The organism is Rhodococcus sp. SMB37 (assembly GCF_004345605.1).
Classification (GTDB): domain Bacteria; phylum Actinomycetota; class Actinomycetes; order Mycobacteriales; family Mycobacteriaceae; genus Rhodococcus.
This window is the reverse complement of the sequence record NZ_SLVY01000005.1, coordinates 352,424-373,894: the sequence shown is the minus strand read 5'-3', so window position 1 is coordinate 373,894 and position 21,471 is coordinate 352,424. Positions and strand designations below refer to the sequence as shown.

Here is a 21,471-nt window from a genome sequence, read left to right as displayed (position 1 = left end):
AGTCAGGCCGGCAGCGCAGCCTTGAGCGCCGCCGCAGCAGCGCGGGGGTCGTCGGCCTTCGTGATTGCTCGCACCACGGCGATGCGCTGCGCGCCCGCGTCGAGCACCTGCGGGAGACGTTCGAGATCCACGCCGCCGATCGCGAACCACGGCCGCTGCGGATGCGACGCGTGCACCTCGCGGATCACGTCGAGCCCCGCTGCCGAGCGTCCCGGCTTCGTCGGGGTGTCCCACACCGGACCGGACGCGAAGTAGTCCACGCCGTCCTCGCCGTCGGCGAGGACGGCCTGCGCGCGGCTGGCAGTCGACCGGCCGATGACGATGTCGTCGCCGAGGATCCGCCTCGCCTGCTTCACCGGAAGGTCGCCCTGCCCGAGGTGCAGGATGTCGGCGCCGGCGGCGAGCGCGATGTCGGCCCGGTCGTTGACCGCGAGCAGCGCACCGTGGCGTGCGCACGCATCGGCGATCACTTCGAGTGCGGCGAGTTCCTCACCGGCCTCGAGTCGGCCGAACTTCTTCTCACCTGCGGAATCCTTGTCGCGCAACTGCACGATATCGACGCCGCCGACCAGGGCTTCTTCGATGAACCGGGCGAGGTCACGGGTGTCGCGACGGGCATCGGTGCACAGGTACAACCGCGCGGTCGCGAGGCGTCCACGGGGGTCAGGATGGTTGCCGCGGTAGGTGGTCCGGTAGGTCGTCACGGACAAGACGGTAGCCTCTACCTCGGAAGTGACAACACGGGAGTCCCGAGGAACGCGGGGCTGAGAGGGGGCCTGCCGGCCCCGACCGTTATGACCTGAACCGGATCATGCCGGCGCAGGGAGTGAGGTGGATGTCGTGTCGACAGTAGCTGTCATCGGTGGCGGTGTGATCGGTCTGTCCGTCGCGTGGCGTGCGGCCCGCGCGGGGTGGACGGCCACCGTCCACGACCCCGATCCGGGGTCGGGCGCTTCATGGGTGGCCGGTGGAATGCTCGCGCCGCTGTCGGAGGGGTGGCCGGGGGAAGAACACGTCCTCGGTCTCGGAGCGGCGTCGCTGCAGCGCTGGCCGGAGTTCGCGCACGCCCTCGAACGCGAGACCGGCATCGACGTCTTCACAGCGGGAGCGTCGCTGACCGTCGCACTGGACGCTGCGGACGCTGCGGACCTGCGCACGATCGCGTCGTGGGTGGGGGAGCAGGGCTACGAGATGCGGATCCTCACGCGGGCCGAGATCCGCGATCTCGAACCGTCGCTCGGCCCGAGGATCAGGCTCGGCCTGCTCGCTCCTACCGAACTGTCCGTCGACAACAGAAGACTCGTCGAGGCGCTGCAACGCGCTGCTGTCGCTGCGGGCGTGCAGTTCGTCCACACTTCCGTGGGAGACCTCGACGCACTGCGCGAGGACCGCGTCGTCCTTGCGGCCGGGTCCGCCTCGGCGACACTGTGGCCGGGTCTTCCCGTCCGTCCGGTCAAGGGTGAGATCCTGCGGCTGCGCGTGCGGCCCGGTGCGACTCCGCCGCCTCAGCACACCGTGCGCGGCAGTGTGCACGGACGCCCCGCGTATCTGGTGCCGCGCGCCGACGGGCTCGTTGTAGGCGCGACCCAGTACGAAGCAGGCGACACCGAGGTCACGGTGGCGGGAGTACGCGACCTGATTGCCGACGCCGAAATGCTGTTCCCCGCGATCGGCGAGTACGAACTGCACGAGGCGAGCGCCGGCCTACGCCCGATGACCCCCGACAACCTGCCGCTGATCGGCAGGTTGTCGGATCGCGTGATCGCCGCGACCGGGCACGGCCGCAACGGGATCCTGCTCACCGCGCTCACCGCCGATGCGGTACTCGCCGAACTCGCCGGCGCCCCGCTCCCCGAAGCGACACATGCAGATCCCCGACGATTCGTGAAAGAGAGTGTGCGATGAGAAGTCAGATTTCGGTCGGTATCACCGTCAACGGTGAGGAGAAGTACTTCGCCGAGGCGCCGACCGTCACGGAACTCCTGGTCGAGATGAATCTGCCGGAAAAGGGAATCGCCGTGGCAGTCGACGGTGTGCTGTTCCCGCGTGGCCGCTGGGCCGAGAAGGTCAGCAAGGGCGCGCAGATCGAGATCCTCACGGCGGTGCAGGGTGGCTGAGCACGCAACCGCGGTGGATCCGGGGCATGATCTGCCGCAGCTGACCATCGCGGGACGCTCCTTCTCGTCCCGGTTGATCACCGGCACCGGCGGTGCCGCGAACCTCGCCGTACTCGAGGAGGCGCTGGTCGCGTCGGGCACCGAACTGACCACCGTGGCGATGCGCCGGGTCGACGCGACGTCGGGTACCGGCGTGCTGGATCTGCTGCGCAGACTCGGAATCGCGCCGTTGCCGAACACCGCCGGGTGCCGCGGCGCGAAGGAGGCCGTGCTCACCGCGCAGCTGGGCAGGGAAGCGCTCGAGACGGAGTGGGTCAAGCTCGAGGTGATCGCCGACGAACGCACCCTGCTGCCGGACGCCATCGAATTGGTTTCTGCTGCAGAACAACTTGTCGACGACGGTTTCAACGTCCTGCCGTACACCACTGATGATCCGGTACTCGCGCGACGCCTCGAAGACGTCGGGTGTGTCGCTGTGATGCCGCTCGGGTCGCCGATCGGGACCGGGCTGGGTATCGCCAATCCGCATCACATCGAGATGATCGTGGAATCCGCGGGTGTCCCCGTGATTCTCGACGCCGGTATCGGTACTGCCTCGGACGCCGCGCTCGCCATGGAACTGGGCTGCGACGCGGTGCTCCTCGCCACCGCCGTCACCCGCGCGAAGGACCCGGCGCTGATGGCGTCGGCCATGCGACACGCCGTCGAGGCAGGGTTCCGTGCGCGGCATGCCGGGCGCATCCCCAAACGCTTCTGGGCCCAGGCATCGTCGCCCATGGAACCCTGAGGCCCTGGTCACGGTCGTGGTGCTGCGCTGCGGCCGGATTTACGGCACTCTGTGGACCATGATCGAAGTGACCGGACTGACCAAGACCTTCGGTTCAACCACTGCCGTCGACAACGTGACGTTCACCGTCCCACCGGGAATTGTCACCGGATTCCTCGGCCCCAACGGGGCGGGCAAGTCGACGACGATGCGCATGATCCTGGGGTTGGACCGTCCGACATCGGGTACCGCGCTCATCGAGGGAAAGCAGTATCGGGAACTGACCCGGCCGCTGCAGACCGTCGGCGCGCTGCTCGACGCGAAGTGGGTTCATCCGAACCGATCGGCGCGCGCGCACCTGCGGTGGCTGGCCGCCTCCAACGGATTGCCCGGCTCTCGCGTCGACGAAGTACTACGTCAGGTCGGGTTGACCGAAGTCGCAGGCAAGCGTGCCGGCGGTTTCTCGCTCGGCATGTCGCAGCGCCTCGGCCTGGCGGGGGCGCTGCTCGGCGACCCGAAGGTGCTGCTGTTCGACGAACCCGTCAACGGCCTCGATCCCGAGGGCATCGTGTGGATCCGCCGATTCATGCAGGCCCTGGCCGCAGAGGGGCGCACAGTGCTCGTGTCGAGTCACCTGTTGTCGGAGATGGCCCAGACTGCCGACCACCTCATCGTGATCGGGCGAGGCAAGCTCATCGCCGACACTTCGGTCAAGGACTTCGTCGATCGCGCGTCGGAATCCCTCGTGGTGGTCCGCAGTCCCCAACTCGACGACCTGCGCACCGCACTCACCGAACGCGGACACGCCGCGGTCGATGTGGACGGGGCATTGCACGTATCGGGCGCCGGTGCCGCAGAGATCGGCGAGCTCGCCGCAGCACGCTCGATCGTCCTGCACGAGCTGGCGAGCCGCCATGCGTCCCTCGAGGATGCGTTCATGAAACTGACCGGAGGCGACGTGGAGTTCCACGGCACCGGTTTCGACGACGTGATGAAGGGCAGCCTGTAATGGCATCACCAGCAGTGGACACCTTGCGCGCGGAACGCATCAAGCTCACATCGGTGCAATCTCCGTTCTGGTGCCTGGCGGTGATCGTCGCCCTGGGCATCGGTTTCGCCGCGATGATGGGGGCGGTGGCCCGCAGCTCCATGTCGCTCGACGACGAGGCCGCCCGGTTCTATCTGACCCCCGACATCGCCGCTACCGGTGTGACGGGCTTCGGCATCATGGTCCTGATGATCCTCGCGGCACTGTCGGTCACGAGTGAGTATCGCTTCGGTGTCATCCGTACCACCTTCATCGCGACTCCCAACCGTTCCCTCGTGCTGACCGTGAAATCGGTGTTGATCGGGGTGATCGGCGCTGTGGTCACCGGCGTGGTGGGCCTGATCGCCGTGTACGTCGCGAAGGCGCTCGCAGGTTCCGACGCCGGACGCGACCTCGTCCTCGAGGGCGACACGTGGCGCGCGATCTACGGCATTCCGTTCTACGCGTTCCTGGCGGTGTTCCTCGCTGTGGGTGTGGGGACATTACTGCGCCAGTCGGCCGGCACGATCGCGCTCCTGCTGCTGTGGCCTCTGCTCATCGAATCGTTATTCTCGTTGTTCGGTCGGGTCGGTCGTGAAATTCAGCCGTTCCTGCCGTTCGCCAACATCAACAACTTCCTCGGCATGGAACAGGGCGTCGACTTCCACTGGGGGCCGTGGGGTTCGCTGCTGTACTTCGCGTTGTTCACAGCGGTCGTCTTCGGGGTGTCGCTCGCGGTGGTCGGTAAACGCGACGCCTGAGCTGTGCGGGGACAGTACGCTCGGGCAATGATCGACACGGTGATCGGCCGCCGCGCCGCGATGTTCGTGGTGGCGGCCGTGGTGCTCGCAGGCTGCGCCGACGATGGCGGTACCGATGCGGCACCCGTCGATCCGGCCGCGCTCGCCGACAGTGTGCAGATCGACGCCCTGATGGGCCACCTCACCGAGTTCGACCGCATTGCAGCCGAGCACGACGGTAACCGTGCGCTCGGTACCGCCGGCTACGACGCGAGTGTCGACTACGTGGCGGGCGCGTTGCGCGACGCCGGATTCGACGTGCAGACACCCGAATTCGACGCCACCACCTTCGAGGTCGAAGCCCAGAGGCTCGAGATCGACGGACAACCCCTCGACGTGCGGGCACTGGGTCTGTCGCCCAGCACCGGATCCGAGGGGCTGACCGCACCCGTCGTGCGGGTGCCCACCGACGACACTCCGGGATGCGAGGCCACCGACTACGACGGTCTCGACGTTGCGGGAGCGATCGTGGTGGTCGACCGTGGCGTGTGCACGTTCTCGTCGAAGGAGACCCTCGCCGCCGATGCGGAGGCTGCGGCGCTGCTCGTGGTGAACACCGAGGACGGTCCCCTCGCAGGTGCGACTCTCGATGAGACCGTGGAGCGACGAATTCCCGTCGCCGGGATCGGTCCGGCCGACGGTGAGCGGATTGCGGCGTCGCCGTCGGTGGACCTCGTCCTCGACACGAAGACCGAGACGCAGCGCTCCCGCAACGTCCTTGCGCAGACCGCCACGGGCTCGACCGACGATGTGGTGCTCGTCGGTGCACATCTCGACAGCGTGCCCGAAGGACCGGGGATCAATGACAACGGCAGCGGTGTCGCGGCGGTCCTCGAGACCGCGCTGCAGCTCGGCAACGAACCCGACGTCACCAACGCCGTGCGGTTCGCATTCTGGGGCGCCGAGGAGATCGGGCTCGTGGGGTCGAGCGAGTATGTCGCGTCGTTGTCTCCCGAGGAGCGCGACGCGATCGCCCTCTACCTGAATTTCGACATGATCGGCTCGCCGAACCCCGGCTATCTCCTCTTGGACGGCGACGACTCCGATACGCAAGGTGCCGGACCGGGGCCCGAGGGATCGGCCGGCATCGAGCGCACCCTCTCCCGCTTCTTCGCCGAGCGCGGGATCGACGCCGGCGGCACCGATTTCGATGGTCGCTCCGATTACGGCCCGTTCATGTCGGTCGGAATCCCCGCCGGTGGCACGTTCACCGGCGCCGACGAAGAGAAGTCCCCCGAACAGGCCGACAACTGGGGTGGCGCTGCGGACGAGGACTACGACCCGAACTACCACAGCCCGGAGGACACGGTGGACAACATCGACCGCGACGCCTTCGCGGTCGCCGCGGCGTCCGTCGCCTACAGCACCGCGGTCTACGCCGGCTCGCTCGGCGGCCCGGACGGAGTTCCGAGCGGGGCGGCGCGCACCGAGGCGCGCGCTGCATTCACGGAGTAATCGGTCCTACAGGGGAGCGGTCGGGGCTGGTCCGTCAGGGATGTTCGTGGAGTCGCCACAGCGGGTTGACCGGTCCGTGTCCGTGGCCGAGGTCGTACGACCACTCGAGGCACTTCGTCACCCATTCCTTCGCGAACGCCAGGGCGTCCGGCACCGACCGGCCGTGGGCGAGCGCCGATGCGAGCGCCGCGGCGAGCGTGTCGCCGCCACCGTGGTCGTTACCCGTGGCGAGACGCGGACTCGGGAACTCGAGAAACCGGTCGCCGTCGAACAGCAGATCGGTGCTCGACTCCGAAGTGCGCAGATGACCGCCCTTCACGATCGACCACTGTGCACCGAGCCCGTGCAGTGCTTCCGCAGCCTGCCTTGCGGTGCGGTCGTCGACCACCTCGATGCCGGTGATGAGCCGGATCTCGTCGAGGTTGGGGGTGACGACGGTGGCCAGCGGGATCAGCGCTGAGCGGACGGCCTCGAGTGCGCTCGCATGCAGCAGGGGATCGCCGTGCATCGACGCGCACACGGGGTCCACGACGAGTGGAACGGCGGTGTCGCGGCCGATGCCGACCTCCGAGCACACGTCCGCGACCGCTTCGATGATCTCCGTCGACGCGAGCATGCCCGTCTTGGCCGCGGCCACTCCGATGTCGTCGACGACGCATCGCACCTGGGCTGCCACCGTCTCCGGTGGGATCTCGTGGAAGCCGCTCACCCCGACCGAGTTCTGCACGGTCACCGCGGCTACCGCGACACAGGCGTGGACACCGCACATCGCCATCGTGCGCGAGTCGGCCTGGATGCCCGCGCCTCCTCCGGAGTCCGTGCCGGCGATGGTGAGCACACGAATTGGGGTGTGGCCTTGTTCGGCCAGGGGAAGCAGCTGCACGGAGGTGACCCTACCGGTCGTCGTTCGGGTAGCTGCCGGTGTCGGCGCGCCGGCGGGGGAGTGGCGGCCCAGCGCTGCGCGCACGTGTTCTATAGTGGCGTGCGTCACATCAAGTATTGAGGTTCGGGGAGGCGTTCGTGATCAACTTGTCGACGGCGGAGGTGTCCGACAATGCCGATCAGAACCGATTCGAGTTGCGTCTCAACGGTGACCTCGTGGGTATTCTCGGGTATTTCGATTCCGAGCATCCGGCGGGCATCCCCGGCAGGGGGCGTCCCGTCGTCGATTTCCTGCACACCGTGATCGTCGAAGACTTCGGGCATCGTGGCCTTGCCGGCATCCTTGTCGGCGGCTCGCTCGACATCGCGCGGAGGCGAGGTTGGCGAGTGCGGCCGGTGTGCACGTACGTGCAGCGGTATCTCACGTCGAATCCGGGCTATCGCGATGTGATCGTGCCGATCGAGCCTGCCCGGAGGTCCTGACCCGAAAATGTGAGCACTGCTCTTGATTGATCGCCCCAAAGAGTGAACACTGATCTCGGAAGTGGTCGGTGTTCACTATTCGGGAGATCTCGCCATGAATCACGAAAATCCCCAGGGACGGACGGTCGCCGCAACGCTGCTGGTGGTCGCAGGCATCCTGTTCGCTCTTTTCCCACTCACCCGGCCGTTCGCGCCCGGCGGTGGTGCAGACACCCTCGAACAGTTCGGCTCGATCTGGTGGACGCTCGCGCATCTCGCAGGCGCCGCGGCATTCATCCTGACGGCACTCGCGTTCGCGGAATTGCGCATTGCTCCGCTCGCGACCGCGGCGATCGGGGTCGGTAGCGCTCTGACCCTGCTGTACTTCGGGGCCGAGACCTTCGCGCTGCACGAGCTCACCGCCGTCGACGGCGAGACCGCGCTCGAGCTTGCCGAACTGATCCGCACCGGAACAGCGGCGATGATCGCGTTCGGTGTGGGGCTGCTGCTCGTCGCCGTCGGGGCGATCGTCGTGCTCGTGTCAGCGGTCCGTGCGAGATGGATCTCGGTGCTTCCGGCAGGCATATCGGCGGCCGGATATCTCCTGTACATCCCGCAGTTCTTCGTATCGCCGACGCTGCGGATCGCGCACGGCGTCCTCATGCTGATCGGTTGCGCGTGGGTCGCGTACGAACTCGTGAAATCGGACCGGGCCGGAAACGTGAACCCGGTCGACGCCCCGGCTTACTCGGAGAGGTCGACGATCACCGGTGCGTGATCGCTCGCGCCCTTGCCCTTGCGCTCGTCGCGGTCGATCGACGCGGACGTGACCTTCGCGGCGAAGGCCTGCGATCCGAGCATGAAGTCGATGCGCATACCTTGCTTCTTCGGGAAACGCAGCTGCGTGTAATCCCAGTACGTGTACACGCCGGGCCCGGGCGTATGCGGGCGCACGACATCGACGAACCCGGCCTCGGCGAACGCCGAGAATGCGTCGCGCTCGGGCTGCGAGGTGTGGGTCTTGCCTTCGAAGAACGCCGGATCCCACACGTCCTCGTCGGTGGGTGCGACGTTCCAGTCGCCGACCAGCGCGACCGGTAGGTCTGGGGTGGCGGAGAGCCAGCCCTGAGCGTCGGCGCGCAGCTTCGCGAGCCAATCGAGCTTGTAGGCGTAATGGGGATCGGTGAGCTCGCGGCCGTTGGGCACGTACAGGCTCCATACCCGGACACCTCCGCAGGTGGCACCGATCGCGCGCGCCTCACGCACGGGGGAGACCTCGGGGTCCTTCGAGAATCCGGGCTGATCCTCGAAACCGATCTGCACATCGTCGAGTCCGACGCGGGAGAGGATCGCGACGCCGTTCCACTGGCTCAGGCCGACATGCGCCACCTGATAGCCGAGTTCTTCGAACCGGGCGTACGGGAACTGCTCGTCCTTGCACTTCGTTTCCTGCATCGCGAGCACGTCGGTGTCGGTTCGCTGCAGCCAATCGACGATCCGATCGGTACGGGCACGGACTGAGTTCACATTCCAGGTAGCGAGGCGCACGGCACCCACTGTAGGCGACCTATCCGACGGGTTCTGTCAGGTACCCGTAGCGGTGATGGTCGACGAAACCCAACCCCGAATACAGCTCACGGGAGGCGGTGTTGCCGGCCTCGATCTGGACGTAGGCATGGGACGCGCCGAGCTCACGGCCCCACTCCAGCAGTGATCCGCTGAGCAACGTGCCGACACCCTGACGACGGTGCTCGGGAGCAACCTCGATCGCGCTCAGGCCGACCCAACGCCGGCCGTCGGGAGCGTCGGTGATCGCGGCCCGTCCGATCGCGATCGGCGGTGTACCGGGTGTACCGATGCGTCCGAAACCGAGCGTGCCAGCGACGACCGCGCCGAGCACCGCACCAGCGACGTCCGGGAGATTGCCGCCACGGTAGAGCGCGATCCAGTCGGCGTCGGGTTCCGCAGAGACCGCCACCGGACCGAGGCCCGGGGGAAGCGGAACATTGTCGAGATCGGCCGCCATCACCTGGGCCGGGCCGGAGCTGGGAACCCAACCCTCGGGGCTCGGCGCGAGCCGGTCGGGGAGCAGCAACCGCAGCGGCAGCCCACGGTCGGCGAACCATCCACGCAAACGTGCCCGCACGTCGGGATCATCGGGATCGGCGACGGTGCCGCGCGGTCCGAGAGGTGTCGCGGAATTCGCCCGCCCGGTGAATCCGCCACCGGCGCGCAGGAACCAGCCGTCGATCCACGCCTGCTCGAGACCCGGCCATCCGGCGGCCATGGCGTGTTCGAGCGAGCGGATCTCGGCGGTGCGGATCGGGCGTGCGGACAGCGCCTTGAGCGCGACGACGGTATTCGGAGCGACCTGGACGAGTTTCTTCTCGGCGGTACGCACGACGACCACCGGTTCCACCGACACCAGATCACCGATGACATCGGTCATCGGGTGGCTGTACCCCGCGGGCAGGCGGTACCGGACGACGACCCGCGTGCCGAGCGGGATCGCCGGCCACGGTGTTCCGGCCTGGCTGTCAGTCGTCATCTTCGTCATCATCGTGACCGAACGGGTCGTCGACGCTCCCCGGCAGCCACGTCAGACCGGGCACGCCCCAGCCCGCGCGCTTGATCGTCTTCTTCGCGGCACGGGCGTTGCGGCCGATCAGGACGTCGACGTACAGGAAGCCGTCGAGGTGCCCGACCTCGTGCTGCAGCATCCGGGCGAAGAACCCGTGCCCCTCGATCTCCACGGGGTCGCCGTTCTCGTCGGTGCCGGTCACCTTCGCCCAGTCGGCGCGCCCGGTGGGGAAGTTCTCACCCGGAACCGACAGGCACCCCTCGAGGTCGTCCTCCGGGTCGGGCATGCTCTCCGGGATCTCGGATGTTTCGAGCACCGGGTTGATCACGGCACCGCGTCGGCGGATCACCTTGCCGGATTCGTCGCGATCGGGGCAGTCGTAGACGAACAGGCGCTTGGCGAGCCCGACCTGGTTCGCCGCGAGGCCGACGCCGTTCGCGGCGTCCATCGTCTCGTACATGTCGGCAATCAATTGCGCGAGTTCCGCGGGTGTTTCGGTCACCGGTTCGGTGGGGTTGTGCAGAACGGGGTCGCCGGTGATGACGATGGGAAGGATGGCCATGGTGAACCAGGATAATGCGCGCGAGTCGTCGCCTCGTCCGGCCCGTATGTGTCACACCCCCGTGATTGAATAAGTCGCGGAAACACACAGGTGTAATTGTCGTTACGGTGTGATTCGAAGCAGTCGAGGAGTGAGATGGACGGCGCAGCAGCGCATGGCACGAACCCATCCGAAGCGGAAGATCCGCGTCCGGGTGCCGAGGGCAGCCCGATCGATAGCGGGAGCCCGAACGATATCGGCGAGCACGGCCTGAGTCGCCGGGAGCACGACGTCCTCGCGTTCGAGCGGCAGTGGTGGAAGTACGCCGGTGCCAAAGAAGAAGCGATCAAGGAGTTGTTCGGGCTGTCCGCAACCCGCTACTACCAGGTGCTCAATGCCCTGATCGACCGTCCCGAAGCTCTCGCCGCCGATCCGATGCTCGTCAAGCGACTCCGTCGATTGCGGTCCAGCCGGCAGAAGGCGCGCGCAGCTCGTCGCCTCGGATTCGAGACGACACGCTAGCGCGCGACACGTGCCGGCCGATCGGCCAACTATGGTCGAGGGCGTGAGCAGAACCGCAGAGAACGTGAACCGGGGATCCTCCGGGTTACCGCTACGAGCCATTGCGATGCTGCTGATCTCCCTGGCGATCCTCTTCGCCGGGCTCGGATTCGCATCACTCGGCGGTTCGGACGACGACACAGCGTCGACAGCGGCAGCCACCACCGAGACGACCTCCGCGGCGCCGGCGCCCGCGACCGCCCCGACTCCCGCCTCGCCGGCCGGGGCTGCGGGCACCGCGTCGGCACCGGCAACTTCGGAAACCCTGTCGGGATCATCCCTGGGTGCGGGGGCTGCAGGCGGCGGAGCGTCCTCGGATACGGAATCGCCGGGTTCGAGGGGCTCCGGAGCAACTGCGTCGTCGGCGAGCGTGCGCGTCTACAACAACAGCAACATCGCCGGGCTCGCCGCGCAGACCGCCACTCTGCTCGAAGACGAGGGCTTCGCGATCGCCGAGACGGGGAACTACAGCGAGGGCCTCCTGGCACAGACCTCCGTTTACTACGGCACCGGCTCGGGCGAGCAGGAAACCGCGGAGTCCGTGGCCGATGCCCTCGGGGTCACCGCACAGCCGCGTTTCGACGGAATCGCGGATTCGGCACCGGGCGTGATCGTCATCGTCGCGGAACCGTGAAACCGGCCGAGACGGACGACACGGCCATCACGACAGGACACGCAAACGGGCCCCGCTATGATCAGGTGACTTTTCGGTACTTCGAAGGAGCGGTTTGATGGCCCCCAGTTCCACTCGTCGCATGACCTGGCGTGCCCTGGCCCCGATCGTCGCGATCGCCGCGGTGGGCCTGAGCGCGTGCTCGAACAGCGAGGAAGCCACCAGCGTGCCGGGCACCACGCCGCCGGTGTGGACGGGGTCTCCTGCGCCGGAAGGCGAATCGCACGGCAGCGATACACACGGCAGCGAGGCCGAGGCCAACGCGTCCGACGGTGACGGCGCGACCGCGTCGGGTACGGCGCTCACCGCCGACCTGGAGACCGTCGCGGGTGAGTCCGCCGGCACGGTCACCTTCGCGGAGCGCAACGGCAACGTCGAGGTGACCATCGACGTCGAGGGCCTCGAACCCGGATACCACGGCGTCCACGTCCACGAGTTCGGCGTGTGCGAGCCCGAGTCGGCACCTCCGGCCGGTGGCGAACCGGGTGCGTTCCTGTCCGCCGGTGGCCACCTGCAGGCGCCCGGCCACACTGCCGTCCCGGAGAGCGGCGACCTGCTCTCCGTCGTCGTCCACGAGGACGGCTCCGCGACCGCGACGGTCACCACCGCCGAGTTCACTCTCGAGGATCTCCAGGGTGATCAGGGCACTTCGGTGGTCGTGCATCAGGACAACGCCGGTAGCCGTCTCGCCTGCGGCGTCGTGTCCTGAGTACACCGCCCGTAATTCCGCTCACAGGGCCCGCCCGACCGGCACTCGGTCGGGCGGGCCCTGTGGTTGGATCGAGTGGTGGTTGTCGAATTTCCGGGTTCTCCGCGCCCGACACTCGGTGTGGAATGGGAGATTGCGCTGGTCGACAAGACGACCCGCGAACTGTCCAACACCGCCGCGGTCGTGTTCGATGCGGTCGGCGAACTTCCTGGTGACACACCGCGCTTGACCAAGGAATTTCTGCGCAACACCGTCGAACTGGTCACCGACGTGCACGACACCGTGGGTGAGGCCGTCGACGACCTGAAGGAATCGCTGAATCTGCTGCGTCGCGCCGCCGATCCGCTGGGCGTCGACCTGATGTGCGCGGGCACCCACCCGTTCGCCCAGTGGACCGACCAGGTCGTCACCCAATCACCCGAATACGACGAGATGATCGAACGTACTCGATGGTGGGGTCGGCAGATGCTGATCTGGGGTGTGCACGTCCACGTGGGGGTGTCGTCGTCGCACAAGGTCATTCCGATTCTCAACGCCCTCCTCGTCAGATACCCCCACATGCTGGCGCTGTCGGCGTCGTCACCGATCTGGGCCGGCCTCGACACCGGGTATGCGAGCAACCGGGCACTGATGTTCCAGCAGTTGCCCACGGCGGGCCTGCCCTACCACTTCGCGGACTGGGAGCAGTACACCCGGTTCATCGAAGACCAGCTCAGATCGGGTGTCATCAGCAAGCCGGGCGGGATGCACTGGGACATCCGGCCGGCACCCAAGTGGGGCACGCTGGAAGTCCGGGTCTTCGACGGCATCACCAACGTGACCGAGCTCTCGGCGCTGGTCGCTCTCGTCCACTGCCTCGTGGTCTACTACGACGAATGCCTCGACCGCGGCGAAGAACTCCCGACGCTTCAGCCGTGGCACGTCAAGGAGAACAAGTGGCGGGCGGCCCGCTACGGGCTCGACGCCGAGGTGATTCTCGACCCCGCATGTCATGAGCGACTGGTCACCGATGATCTGCACGACCTGCTCGAGCAACTCACCCCGACAGCGGTGCGGCTGGGCTGCGCCGACGAACTCGCTGCCGTCGCAGACATCCCCGTTCGGGGCGCGTCGTACCAACGTCAGCGACGCGTCGCAGAGAGCAACGGTGGAAGCCTGCTCGCGGTCGTCGATTCGTTGGTCGACGAACTGCGGGTCGACGAACTGCGCGGCTGAGCACCCCCCAGCCGGGGACGGCACACGTTTAGGCCCGGTACTGGGGGAAGTCCTCGTCGTCGAGCAGCCCGTCACGGCCGAGCTGTTCCCGGTAGGCGATGCGGCCCACACGGTGCGCGATCACGGGCGCGGTGAGCACCATGAACATGCCCGCCAACGCCAGCATCCACACGTCGAACGAGCCCCACAGGTTGAGCATCGCCCCGCCGAGTACGAACAGCAGACCGATGACCTGAGGCTTCGTTGCAGGGTGCATTCGGGAGAGCAGGTCGCGGAAGCGGACGACGCCGATCGCAGCGGTCAGTGAGATGACCGACCCGATGAGGATGAAGACGTGCCCGACGACGTCGAAGAAGTGGCTCATTCTTCGTCACGCACCCGGAATCGTGCCACCGAGACCGATCCGATGAAACCGACGAGCGTCAGTGCCACCACGCCCGGCGCAAGGGTGGTGTCGCGCGTGTACACCATCCAGATCGTCAGTCCGCAGATGGCAATGGCCAGTAGGGCATCGACTCCGACGAGGCGGTCGAGCGAGTTGGGCCCGGCGAGAACCCGATAGCCGATCAGGAGAGCCGACACGAACAGCAGAACGCCCGACACCACGAGAATGATGGTCATATCGTTTCCTCCGTCCCGCTTCTCCACGGGCTGGGCTGCCACTCCGAGTCCCGTTCGAATGTGTCGATGAGAAGACGTTCGATCAACCGTGCCGAGCGGTAGAAATCGGCAACGGCCTTGTCGGTACTGACATCGAGCACGTGCACATACATGATCCGCCGAACCTGGTCGATTTCGAGCACCATCGTGCCCGGGATGTTGTTCATGATGTCCGTCCACAGGGTGAGCACCAGATCGGACTTGATCGTCAGCCGGCACCGCAGCACACCGGTGACCGGGGGCGCTGCAGGCCGGATCGCCAGCCACGCGACCGAGATCGTCGACTTGATCGACTCGTAGAAGATGTAGACCCCGAGCCGCAGTGCCGACAGCAGGTGGGCGCGACCTTCCACCGGAACCTTCGGCAGTGGCAGCAGTACCGCGAGGAATCCCGCGACGAGGAGCCCGCCGATGACGTTGGCGATGCTGAGGGTGCCCCACAGCATCACCCACACGAACGCCATCCAGAGGATCACGGATATACGCAGAAGATTGCCGCGTTTGATCATGGCGTTTCTCCCAACACGGCCTCGATGTACACCGAGCGGTCACGCAGATTCTCGGCGGCGCGGCCGCTGATGTCCAGGAGCGGCCCAGCGAACACGGTCATTCCCAGCCCGATCACCACGAGCGCGATGGTGGGGATCAGCATGCCGGGTGGCATCTTCCCGACGTCGGCCCGCTCTTCGAACGCGATGTCGGCTTCGGATTCGTCGATCAATGCCGACGGTCCGATGTCGGCGAGCTCGCCTTCGGGCGCGTCGGCGCGGGCGCGCCAGAATGCCTTGGACCAGACCCGGGCTACCGCGTACAACGTCAGCAGGCTGGTGAGAGTGCCGCCGGCAACGAGGATCCAGGCGAGAACCGATCCGTCCTCGGCGCCGGCCTGCAGCAGTGCAACCTTGCCGATGAAACCGGAGAACGGTGGAATGCCCCCGAGATTGAGGGCGGGGACGAGGAACAGGATGGCCAGGAGCGGACTCGTCACCGCAAGGGAGCCGAGTCGACGTAGCGACGCCGATCCGGCCTGCCGTTCGATCAGTCCCACCACCAGGAACAGCGTGGTCTGGACGAGAATGTGGTGCGCTACGTAGAAGACCGCACCGCCGAGCCCGGCCTGATTCGACAGTGCGATACCGAACACCATGTAGCCGATGTGGCTGACGAGGGTGAACGACAATAGACGTTTGATGTCGTTCTGCGCGATCGCACCGAGGATGCCGATGACCATCGTGAGCAGACCGGCGACGAGCAGGACGTTGTCGAGCTCACCCTGCGGGAAGATCAGGGTGTGCGCACGGATGATCGCGTACACGCCCACCTTGGTGAGCAGGCCCGCGAAGACCGCGGTGACGGGGGCGGGGGCGGTCGGGTAGGAGTCGGGCAGCCACGACGACAACGGGAAGATCGCGGCTTTGATGCCGAAGGCCACCAGCAGCACACCGAAGATTGCGGTGCGAGTCCCGGAAGCCACGTCGTCCATCCGCAACGCCATCTGTGCCAGGTTCAACGTTCCCGTCGCGGCGTAGGCGAAGGCCATGCCCATCAGGAAGACCATCGACGACACCATCGAGACCATGACGTACGAGATCCCGGCGCGGACGCGGTCGGCGCTCGCTCCCAGTGTCAGCAACACGAACGACGCTGCGAGGAGCACCTCGAATCCGACGAACATGTTGAACAGGTCGCCGGCGAGGAACGCGATGTTCAGGCCTGCCGTGAGTGCGAGATAGGTCGGCAGGAAGATCGACACCGGCTGCTGCTCGTTGCCGTCGTGAATGCCCTGGCCGACGGCGAACAACATGACGGACAGCAACACGATTGCTGCGATCACGAGCATCAGGGCAGCGAGTCGATCGGCCACCAGTGAGATGCCGAACGGTGCGTCCCATCCACCGACCTGCACGACTTCGATGCCGTCCTGGTCGGCGAAGTACAACAGCGCGACTGCGACCGCGAGCGACGCAACCAGCGCGACGACGGTGACAAACCGCTGAGCGCGCGGACGTCGGCCCAGGATCAGGGTGACCGCGGCAGCGAGCAGCGGAACGAGAATCGGCAGCGGGATGAGGACGGCGGTGTCCAAGGTCATCGGTCGTCCTCCTTACCGTCGTCCTCGGTCTTGCTCTCGTCTTCTCTGACGCTGTCTTCGTCCTGCGCTTTCCTTTCGACTTCGTCCTTCGGCGCGGGCCGCGGGTTTCCGCTGCCGGGGTTGCGCGGATCGCTGTACGCGGAGTCTGTGGGGTCGTCGAAATCGCCGTCGTGCAGGTCCTCGTAGACCTCGAGGTCCTCGATGTTGGTGAGTGCCTCGAGCGGGATCGGATTGCCTTCCGCGTCGAACGCGTCGCCGCTCTTGCTCGGTTCGCCGGTGACGGGGTCGTCGGAGCGGTCGCGACCGGGTGCATCGGCGAGGGTTCGCCGCTGCGACACCATGGTGTCCTCGGGGTCGTTTTCGACCTCGTCACGTGCACGGAACGTGTACGAGCGGTAGGTCAGTGCGAGCACGAATGCAGCGACACCCATCGTGATCACGATCGATGTGAGCACCATGGCCTGTGCGAGCGGGTCGGCCATGCCTTCTTGTCTCACGTTGTCGGCCCCGATGACGGGGGGGTCCCCGGCGGGGCCGCTGAGCGTGACGATCAGCAGATTGACGCCGTTGCCGATCAACAGCAGGCCGAGCAGCATCTTGATGATGCTTCGTTCGAGCAGGAGGTACACACCGCAGGCGACCAGAACACCGACGATGGCGACCAATGTGAGATTCGTGGTCATCGGCGCTCACCCACGACCTCGGCGTCGAGCCGGGCGCCGAGACTTCGGAGCACATCGAGGATCAGGCCGACGACGATCAGGTACACACCGAGGTCGAAGAACAGCGCGGTGACGAGCTTGATCTCGCCGATCAACGGCAGTGTCACTTCGAGGACCGCGGACGAGAGCACAGGCGCGCCGAGGAACAGCGAGAACAGTCCGGTACCGGCGGCGAAGGTCAGGCCGAGGCCGAGGATTTTGCCGGCGTCGATGGGAACCGCCTCTCCGAGTTCGTAGCGTCCACCGGCCAGATAGCGCAGGACCAGCGCCAACCCGGCGACGAGACCTCCGGAGAAGCCGCCGCCCGGGGCGTTGTGACCGGCGAAGAAGAAGTACACCGACAGCACCATCATCGTGGGGAACACCAGTCGGGTGGTGACTTCCAGGATCAGCGACCGGTAGCGCGGATCGATGAGATCACCGCCGCGCAGCCACGTGATCTCGGAGTTCGCCCCGGCCGCGTCGAGCTGGGCGGCGGGTGCGTCGGCAACGCGCGGTGCGGTCCCGAAGCGGCGGGTGCGGAATACCAGGCTCGCCACGCCGGTCGCGGCGACGAGCAGCACCGAGATCTCACCGAGGGTGTCCCAGGCACGAATATCGACGAGCAGCACGTTCACCACGTTCTTGCCGTGGCCGAGTTCGTACGCAAGCTCGGGAAGTTGCAGTGAGATCGGCTCGGCGGTGCGCGCAGCCACAGCGAATGCTCCGACGACGGTCACCACCGAACCCACCGCGACACCGAGCAGGGCCCGGGGGCCGCGCTTGCCGATCTCGGCTTGTCGATCGCTCTCGGGAGGCAGCTTCCGCAGCACCAGCACGAACATCACCAGGGTGACGGTCTCTACGAGGAACTGCGTCAGCGCCAGGTCGGGGGCCCCCTGCAGGGCGAACAGGACACCGAGGCCGTAGCCGGTGACACCGACCATCAGGACGCTGGCGAGCCGGTTCCGCATCACCGTCGCGGCCAGTCCTGTGCCGATCATGATCACGCCGACGGTGAACTGCCACGGGGTGTCCCACGCACGCACTTCCGGTGTGTCCCTGGCCCCGAAAGTGAGCAGCAGCACAGAGGGCAGAACCACCAGGGTGATGAGGATCGTGGCCTGGGTCAGCGGCAGCGAACCTCGCTGGATGAAACTAGTCAACCGCGTCGACATGGTGTCCATGCCACGCAGCGTCGCGTCGTAGATTCGGTCGGCGTTGCCGAGCGGCGGGTGCTCGAATCGGAATCGTGCGACTGTGCGGTGTGCGAGGTACAGGCTGATTCCGGCCACGATCACGACGGCGGTCAGGGCAAGCGACAACGTCAACCCGTGGTACAGCGCGAGGTGGTAAGGCTCGGCCAGCGAGGCCGGCAGTGTGTCGGCGTAGGGCGCGACGAGAGTATCGACCCAGGGCGCCGCGAATCCGGCCGCCAGGCCGGAGACCGCGAGCAGCGACGGCGCCGACAGCAGCAACCAGCCGGGAGCGTGAAGGTCTTGTACCGCCGGGCTGGGCCGCTTGAGCTGCTTGCGACCGAAGGCCCCCCAGATGAACCGGATGCTGTAGGCGAGGGTGAGGATCGAACCGAACACCATTCCCGCGACCGTGGCGATGCGCGCCCAGTCCGGAAGTACTTCGGCGACCAGTGCTGCTTCGAGCGCGGCTTCCTTGCCGACGAAACCGATGAGCGGTGGTAGCCCGGCCATGCTCGCCGCGGCCAAGGCCGCCACCACCGCCAGGACCGGGGCTCTCAGCCCGAGGTGCGCGAGCTTGCGGATGTCACGGGTGCCCGTCGAGTGGTCGATGATTCCGACCACCATGAACAGACATGCCTTGAACATGGCGTGCGCGATCACCATCGTCAGTCCGGCCAGTGCGGCTTCACGACTACCGATGCCGACAAGCGCCATGAGGAACCCGAGCTGACTGACGGTGCCGAACGCGAGGATCAGCTTGAGGTCGAACGCACGGAAGGCGCGCCAGCCGCCCAGGATCATCGAGGCGAGGCCCAGGGTGATCACGATCGGTCGCCACGGTGCCACGTCGGCGAAGGCCGGTGCCAAACGTGCGACCAGATAGATGCCGGCTTTCACCATCGCGGCGGCGTGCAGATATCCGGAGACGGGAGTCGGGGCAGCCATCGCGCCGGGCAGCCAGAAGTGCAGAGGCACCACCGCGGACTTCGACAGTGCGCCGATGAGCACCAGCACGATGGCGACAGCGGGCAGCCAGCCGTCGGGCGCGGCCTCGATCACCGCGGACAGGTTGTAGCTGCCCACGAGCTGGCCGAGGATGATGATGCCGACGAGCATCGCGAGACCACCGGCCGTGGTCACGAGCAGTGCCTGTGTCGCGGCGCGGCGACTCGATGCACGTTCGGCATAGTGGCCGACCAACAGGAACGACAGGACCGTCGTCAATTCCCAGAAGGTGTAGAGCACCAGCATGTTGTCGCTGGTGACCAGGCCGAACATTGCGCCGGCGAATGCCACCATCTCCGCTGCGAAGATCCCCAGACGAGGCTCGTCGTCCTGGAAGTAGCGCGCACAGTAGAGCAGAATCAGGGAGCCGATACCGAGCACCAGCAGGCACATGACGGCGGAGAGCGAATCGAATCGCATGTCGAGATCCATCGACACTGCGGAGGCCCACTGGATGTTCAGTGTCTGCTCGGTGCCCCAGTTCGTGATGACCCAGCCGAGGCTTGCCAGCGGGACGAGCGCCAACGGCAGGAATGCATTTCTCCCCATGACTCTGACCAGCGGCGGTGCCAGAATCGCGGCGACCGCGTGAGCGATGAGTATGGCGAGCAAAAGGCACTCCGTCGGGGTCGGGCCAGTCGGCGGCGTGAAACTGTTCTGTTCTCAGCAGTCTGCAGCGGCGATGACCGTTGCAGAATTGTCAATGCGTTCGACACAAGAGCCGAAACGCGGGACGCCCCGACATGCGCGCCGTTCGCCGTTAATGGGCAAATCGGAATGCACCCATACTAACGAGAGGCTTCGCATCCTTGCGAATCGGGGGTTGCGCGCGTAAAAGGTGTGACTCAGCGCACCTGCCAGGCGCACACGGCACCCGTTGCAGCGAGTGCGAGCGCTGTCCACGCGGTGTCTGCCGGCAGCAGCCAGACAGCTCCGATGACGGCGGTCAGCGGCAACGGTAGCGACAGGCCCAGTGCAGCGACGGCCGCCGATCCGGGCAGCGACGATGCGAGCGCCAGCCCGGTTCCCGCGGCGATGAGCGCCAGTCGAACCGGCAGGGGAACGTTCTCGGCGAACTGCGGCCACAGCACCGCAGCGGTGGAAACCGCCAGCGCCACGACGAGCCCGGCGGCCGCGTACGGAACGTACGGGGAACAGCACACGCCGACGGCGGCGGCCGCGACCACGAGCAACGGCAGCCACCACTGTCCGCTGCCGAACAACTCGAGCATCACCGGGTACACCGCGGCCACCGCGCCGGTGACCGCCAGCACGAACCGGTCGTCTCCCGACGGCACGACGCGGGCGGTGACCTCGGCGCCGATCACCATCACCACGAGAGCACCCACTGCGGCGAACCACATCCGTGCTCCACCGGCCCCGGCCTCGGAGGTCACCAGTTCGCCGAGCAGCCGGTAACCGACGGCCAACACGCCCGCAGCGAGCGCTGTGACCATCAGTAGCCGGGGGTCGAACCCCTGCGTCCGGCCTCCGGGCGTCGCGGTCAGTGCCGCCGCAACGAGCGCCACCAGCGCGATCGCCAGCAGCCACTGGGTGATCGTCCATTGCACCGGATCGACCGGTACCTGGACACCGACTGCGGCGGCGGTGAGGAACGCAGACCACGCACCTGTGAGCAGTGCCCACGGTCCGTTCGACCCCGCCCATGCTCCGGCGACCGCCGCTCCGAGCAGTACTCCGGTGGTCCCGGAGGTGACCAGCCCGACCGTGGTGAGAGTGTCGGCCGAGGCCCCCGCCGGCACCAGGTACCGGATGGAGCCCAGCACGAGGACAGCGCCGGCACCCAACGACCATGCCGTCCGCGGTGAACCCGACCGTTGCAGACCCACCACCGACACCACGGCGAGGACCGCCGTGATCATCGGTGAGAAGTCGCTGCGGGTGCCCGTCGGGAGCGCCGTCTCACCGACCATCAGGACGAACACCGCGACCGCGGAGGCACATGCCGCCGCGGCGAGCGCGGCCGGTGCACTTGCCCGCACGGACGTCGAGGTCGGCGACATG

Annotated in this window: 24 protein-coding genes and 1 riboswitch; of the genes, 12 read left to right on the top strand and 12 right to left on the bottom strand. The window is 66.9% G+C overall.

Annotation, left to right across the window (positions count from 1 at the left end):
• Positions 1-2: 2 nt before the first annotated feature.
• The gene (gene thiE / locus EV641_RS11380) at positions 3-704 is read right to left on the bottom strand and encodes a thiamine phosphate synthase (protein WP_132471840.1); all 702 of its coding nucleotides are present in this window, start codon (positions 702-704) and stop codon (positions 3-5) included.
• Positions 705-730: 26 nt separating this feature from the next.
• Positions 731-845: riboswitch (TPP riboswitch) on the top strand.
• Between thiE and thiO the strand changes: the two genes are divergently transcribed.
• The 6 genes from thiO (at position 841) to EV641_RS11350 (ending at position 6,165) form a co-directional block, all read left to right on the top strand.
• Entirely contained in the window at positions 841-1,905 is a 1,065-nt protein-coding gene (gene thiO, locus EV641_RS11375; protein WP_199233209.1) for a glycine oxidase ThiO, read from the top strand. (Overlaps the previous riboswitch by 5 nt.)
• Positions 1,902-2,117 (top strand): sulfur carrier protein ThiS, encoded by a 216-nt coding sequence (gene thiS / locus EV641_RS11370; RefSeq protein WP_054718801.1) that lies wholly within the window; start codon positions 1,902-1,904, stop codon positions 2,115-2,117. The genes thiO and thiS overlap by 4 nt, the downstream gene beginning before the upstream one ends.
• Positions 2,110-2,904, top strand: a complete 795-nt coding sequence (locus EV641_RS11365) for a thiazole synthase (protein WP_054718804.1) — start codon at positions 2,110-2,112, stop codon at positions 2,902-2,904. Before thiS ends, EV641_RS11365 begins: the two co-directional genes overlap by 8 nt.
• A gap of 58 nt (positions 2,905-2,962) precedes the next feature.
• Positions 2,963-3,892: an ABC transporter ATP-binding protein gene (locus tag EV641_RS11360; RefSeq protein ID WP_054718809.1), complete on the top strand. Its 930-nt coding sequence runs from the start codon at positions 2,963-2,965 to the stop codon at positions 3,890-3,892.
• A 14-nt stretch (positions 3,893-3,906) separates the two neighbouring features.
• Entirely contained in the window at positions 3,907-4,671 is a 765-nt protein-coding gene (locus EV641_RS11355; RefSeq protein ID WP_199233213.1) for an ABC transporter permease, read from the top strand.
• Positions 4,672-4,698: 27 nt separating this feature from the next.
• Positions 4,699-6,165 (top strand): M20/M25/M40 family metallo-hydrolase, encoded by a 1,467-nt coding sequence (locus EV641_RS11350; protein WP_241997058.1) that lies wholly within the window; start codon positions 4,699-4,701, stop codon positions 6,163-6,165.
• A gap of 34 nt (positions 6,166-6,199) precedes the next feature.
• Here EV641_RS11350 and thiD read toward each other — a convergent pair whose 3' ends face one another.
• A complete protein-coding gene (gene thiD / locus EV641_RS11345; protein WP_132471838.1) occupies positions 6,200-7,048 on the bottom strand; it encodes a bifunctional hydroxymethylpyrimidine kinase/phosphomethylpyrimidine kinase in 849 nt (282 codons plus the stop codon).
• Between the two features lie 140 nt (positions 7,049-7,188).
• Here thiD and EV641_RS11340 point away from each other — a divergent pair, with 140 nt between their 5' ends.
• The gene (locus EV641_RS11340) at positions 7,189-7,530 is read left to right on the top strand and encodes a GNAT family N-acetyltransferase (protein WP_132471883.1); all 342 of its coding nucleotides are present in this window, start codon (positions 7,189-7,191) and stop codon (positions 7,528-7,530) included.
• Positions 7,531-7,624: 94 nt separating this feature from the next.
• Positions 7,625-8,287 (top strand): hypothetical protein, encoded by a 663-nt coding sequence (locus EV641_RS11335; protein WP_132471837.1) that lies wholly within the window; start codon positions 7,625-7,627, stop codon positions 8,285-8,287.
• Here the strand turns inward: EV641_RS11335 and EV641_RS11330 are convergent.
• Genes EV641_RS11330 through EV641_RS11320 form a run of 3 tightly spaced genes read right to left on the bottom strand, consistent with a single transcriptional unit; the run spans position 8,254 to position 10,652 of the window.
• On the bottom strand, positions 8,254-9,057 hold the full coding sequence (locus EV641_RS11330) for an exodeoxyribonuclease III (RefSeq protein WP_132471836.1): 804 nt from the start codon (positions 9,055-9,057) through the stop codon (positions 8,254-8,256). The genes EV641_RS11335 and EV641_RS11330 overlap by 34 nt on opposite strands.
• A gap of 19 nt (positions 9,058-9,076) precedes the next feature.
• The gene (locus EV641_RS11325; RefSeq protein ID WP_132471835.1) at positions 9,077-10,057 is read right to left on the bottom strand and encodes a GNAT family N-acetyltransferase; all 981 of its coding nucleotides are present in this window, start codon (positions 10,055-10,057) and stop codon (positions 9,077-9,079) included.
• Complete coding sequence (locus EV641_RS11320) at positions 10,047-10,652, bottom strand: peptide deformylase (protein WP_054720614.1); 606 nt, start codon at positions 10,650-10,652, stop codon at positions 10,047-10,049. Before EV641_RS11320 ends, EV641_RS11325 begins: the two co-directional genes overlap by 11 nt.
• Before the next feature lie 135 nt (positions 10,653-10,787).
• Here EV641_RS11320 and EV641_RS11315 point away from each other — a divergent pair, with 135 nt between their 5' ends.
• The 4 genes from EV641_RS11315 (at position 10,788) to EV641_RS11300 (ending at position 13,789) form a co-directional block, all read left to right on the top strand.
• Positions 10,788-11,153: a DUF3263 domain-containing protein gene (locus EV641_RS11315; protein ID WP_054720617.1), complete on the top strand. Its 366-nt coding sequence runs from the start codon at positions 10,788-10,790 to the stop codon at positions 11,151-11,153.
• Between the two features lie 31 nt (positions 11,154-11,184).
• Entirely contained in the window at positions 11,185-11,826 is a 642-nt protein-coding gene (locus EV641_RS11310) for a LytR C-terminal domain-containing protein (RefSeq protein WP_132471882.1), read from the top strand.
• A 97-nt stretch (positions 11,827-11,923) separates the two neighbouring features.
• Positions 11,924-12,574: a superoxide dismutase family protein gene (locus EV641_RS11305; RefSeq protein WP_132471834.1), complete on the top strand. Its 651-nt coding sequence runs from the start codon at positions 11,924-11,926 to the stop codon at positions 12,572-12,574.
• A gap of 78 nt (positions 12,575-12,652) precedes the next feature.
• Positions 12,653-13,789: a glutamate--cysteine ligase gene (locus tag EV641_RS11300; RefSeq protein WP_132471833.1), complete on the top strand. Its 1,137-nt coding sequence runs from the start codon at positions 12,653-12,655 to the stop codon at positions 13,787-13,789.
• A gap of 28 nt (positions 13,790-13,817) precedes the next feature.
• On the opposite strand, the gene mnhG is transcribed toward EV641_RS11300, so the two are convergent.
• From mnhG to EV641_RS11265, 7 genes are all read right to left on the bottom strand, one after another.
• Positions 13,818-14,153 (bottom strand): monovalent cation/H(+) antiporter subunit G, encoded by a 336-nt coding sequence (gene mnhG / locus EV641_RS11295; protein WP_054716313.1) that lies wholly within the window; start codon positions 14,151-14,153, stop codon positions 13,818-13,820.
• Positions 14,150-14,410, bottom strand: a complete 261-nt coding sequence (locus tag EV641_RS11290) for a monovalent cation/H+ antiporter complex subunit F (protein WP_054716316.1) — start codon at positions 14,408-14,410, stop codon at positions 14,150-14,152. The genes mnhG and EV641_RS11290 overlap by 4 nt, the downstream gene beginning before the upstream one ends.
• The gene (locus tag EV641_RS11285; protein WP_054716323.1) at positions 14,407-14,955 is read right to left on the bottom strand and encodes a Na+/H+ antiporter subunit E; all 549 of its coding nucleotides are present in this window, start codon (positions 14,953-14,955) and stop codon (positions 14,407-14,409) included. The genes EV641_RS11290 and EV641_RS11285 overlap by 4 nt, the downstream gene beginning before the upstream one ends.
• Complete coding sequence (locus tag EV641_RS11280) at positions 14,955-16,541, bottom strand: Na+/H+ antiporter subunit D (RefSeq protein WP_132471832.1); 1,587 nt, start codon at positions 16,539-16,541, stop codon at positions 14,955-14,957. The genes EV641_RS11285 and EV641_RS11280 overlap by 1 nt, the downstream gene beginning before the upstream one ends.
• Positions 16,538-17,224 carry a Na(+)/H(+) antiporter subunit C gene (locus tag EV641_RS11275; protein WP_054716319.1) on the bottom strand — a complete coding sequence of 229 codons (687 nt, stop codon included), beginning with the start codon at positions 17,222-17,224 and terminating at the stop codon, positions 16,538-16,540. Before EV641_RS11275 ends, EV641_RS11280 begins: the two co-directional genes overlap by 4 nt.
• On the bottom strand, positions 17,221-20,058 hold the full coding sequence (locus EV641_RS11270; RefSeq protein ID WP_132471831.1) for a Na+/H+ antiporter subunit A: 2,838 nt from the start codon (positions 20,056-20,058) through the stop codon (positions 17,221-17,223). Before EV641_RS11270 ends, EV641_RS11275 begins: the two co-directional genes overlap by 4 nt.
• Before the next feature lie 233 nt (positions 20,059-20,291).
• Positions 20,292-21,470: a hypothetical protein gene (locus EV641_RS11265; RefSeq protein WP_132471830.1), complete on the bottom strand. Its 1,179-nt coding sequence runs from the start codon at positions 21,468-21,470 to the stop codon at positions 20,292-20,294.
• Position 21,471: the final 1 nt, after the last annotated feature.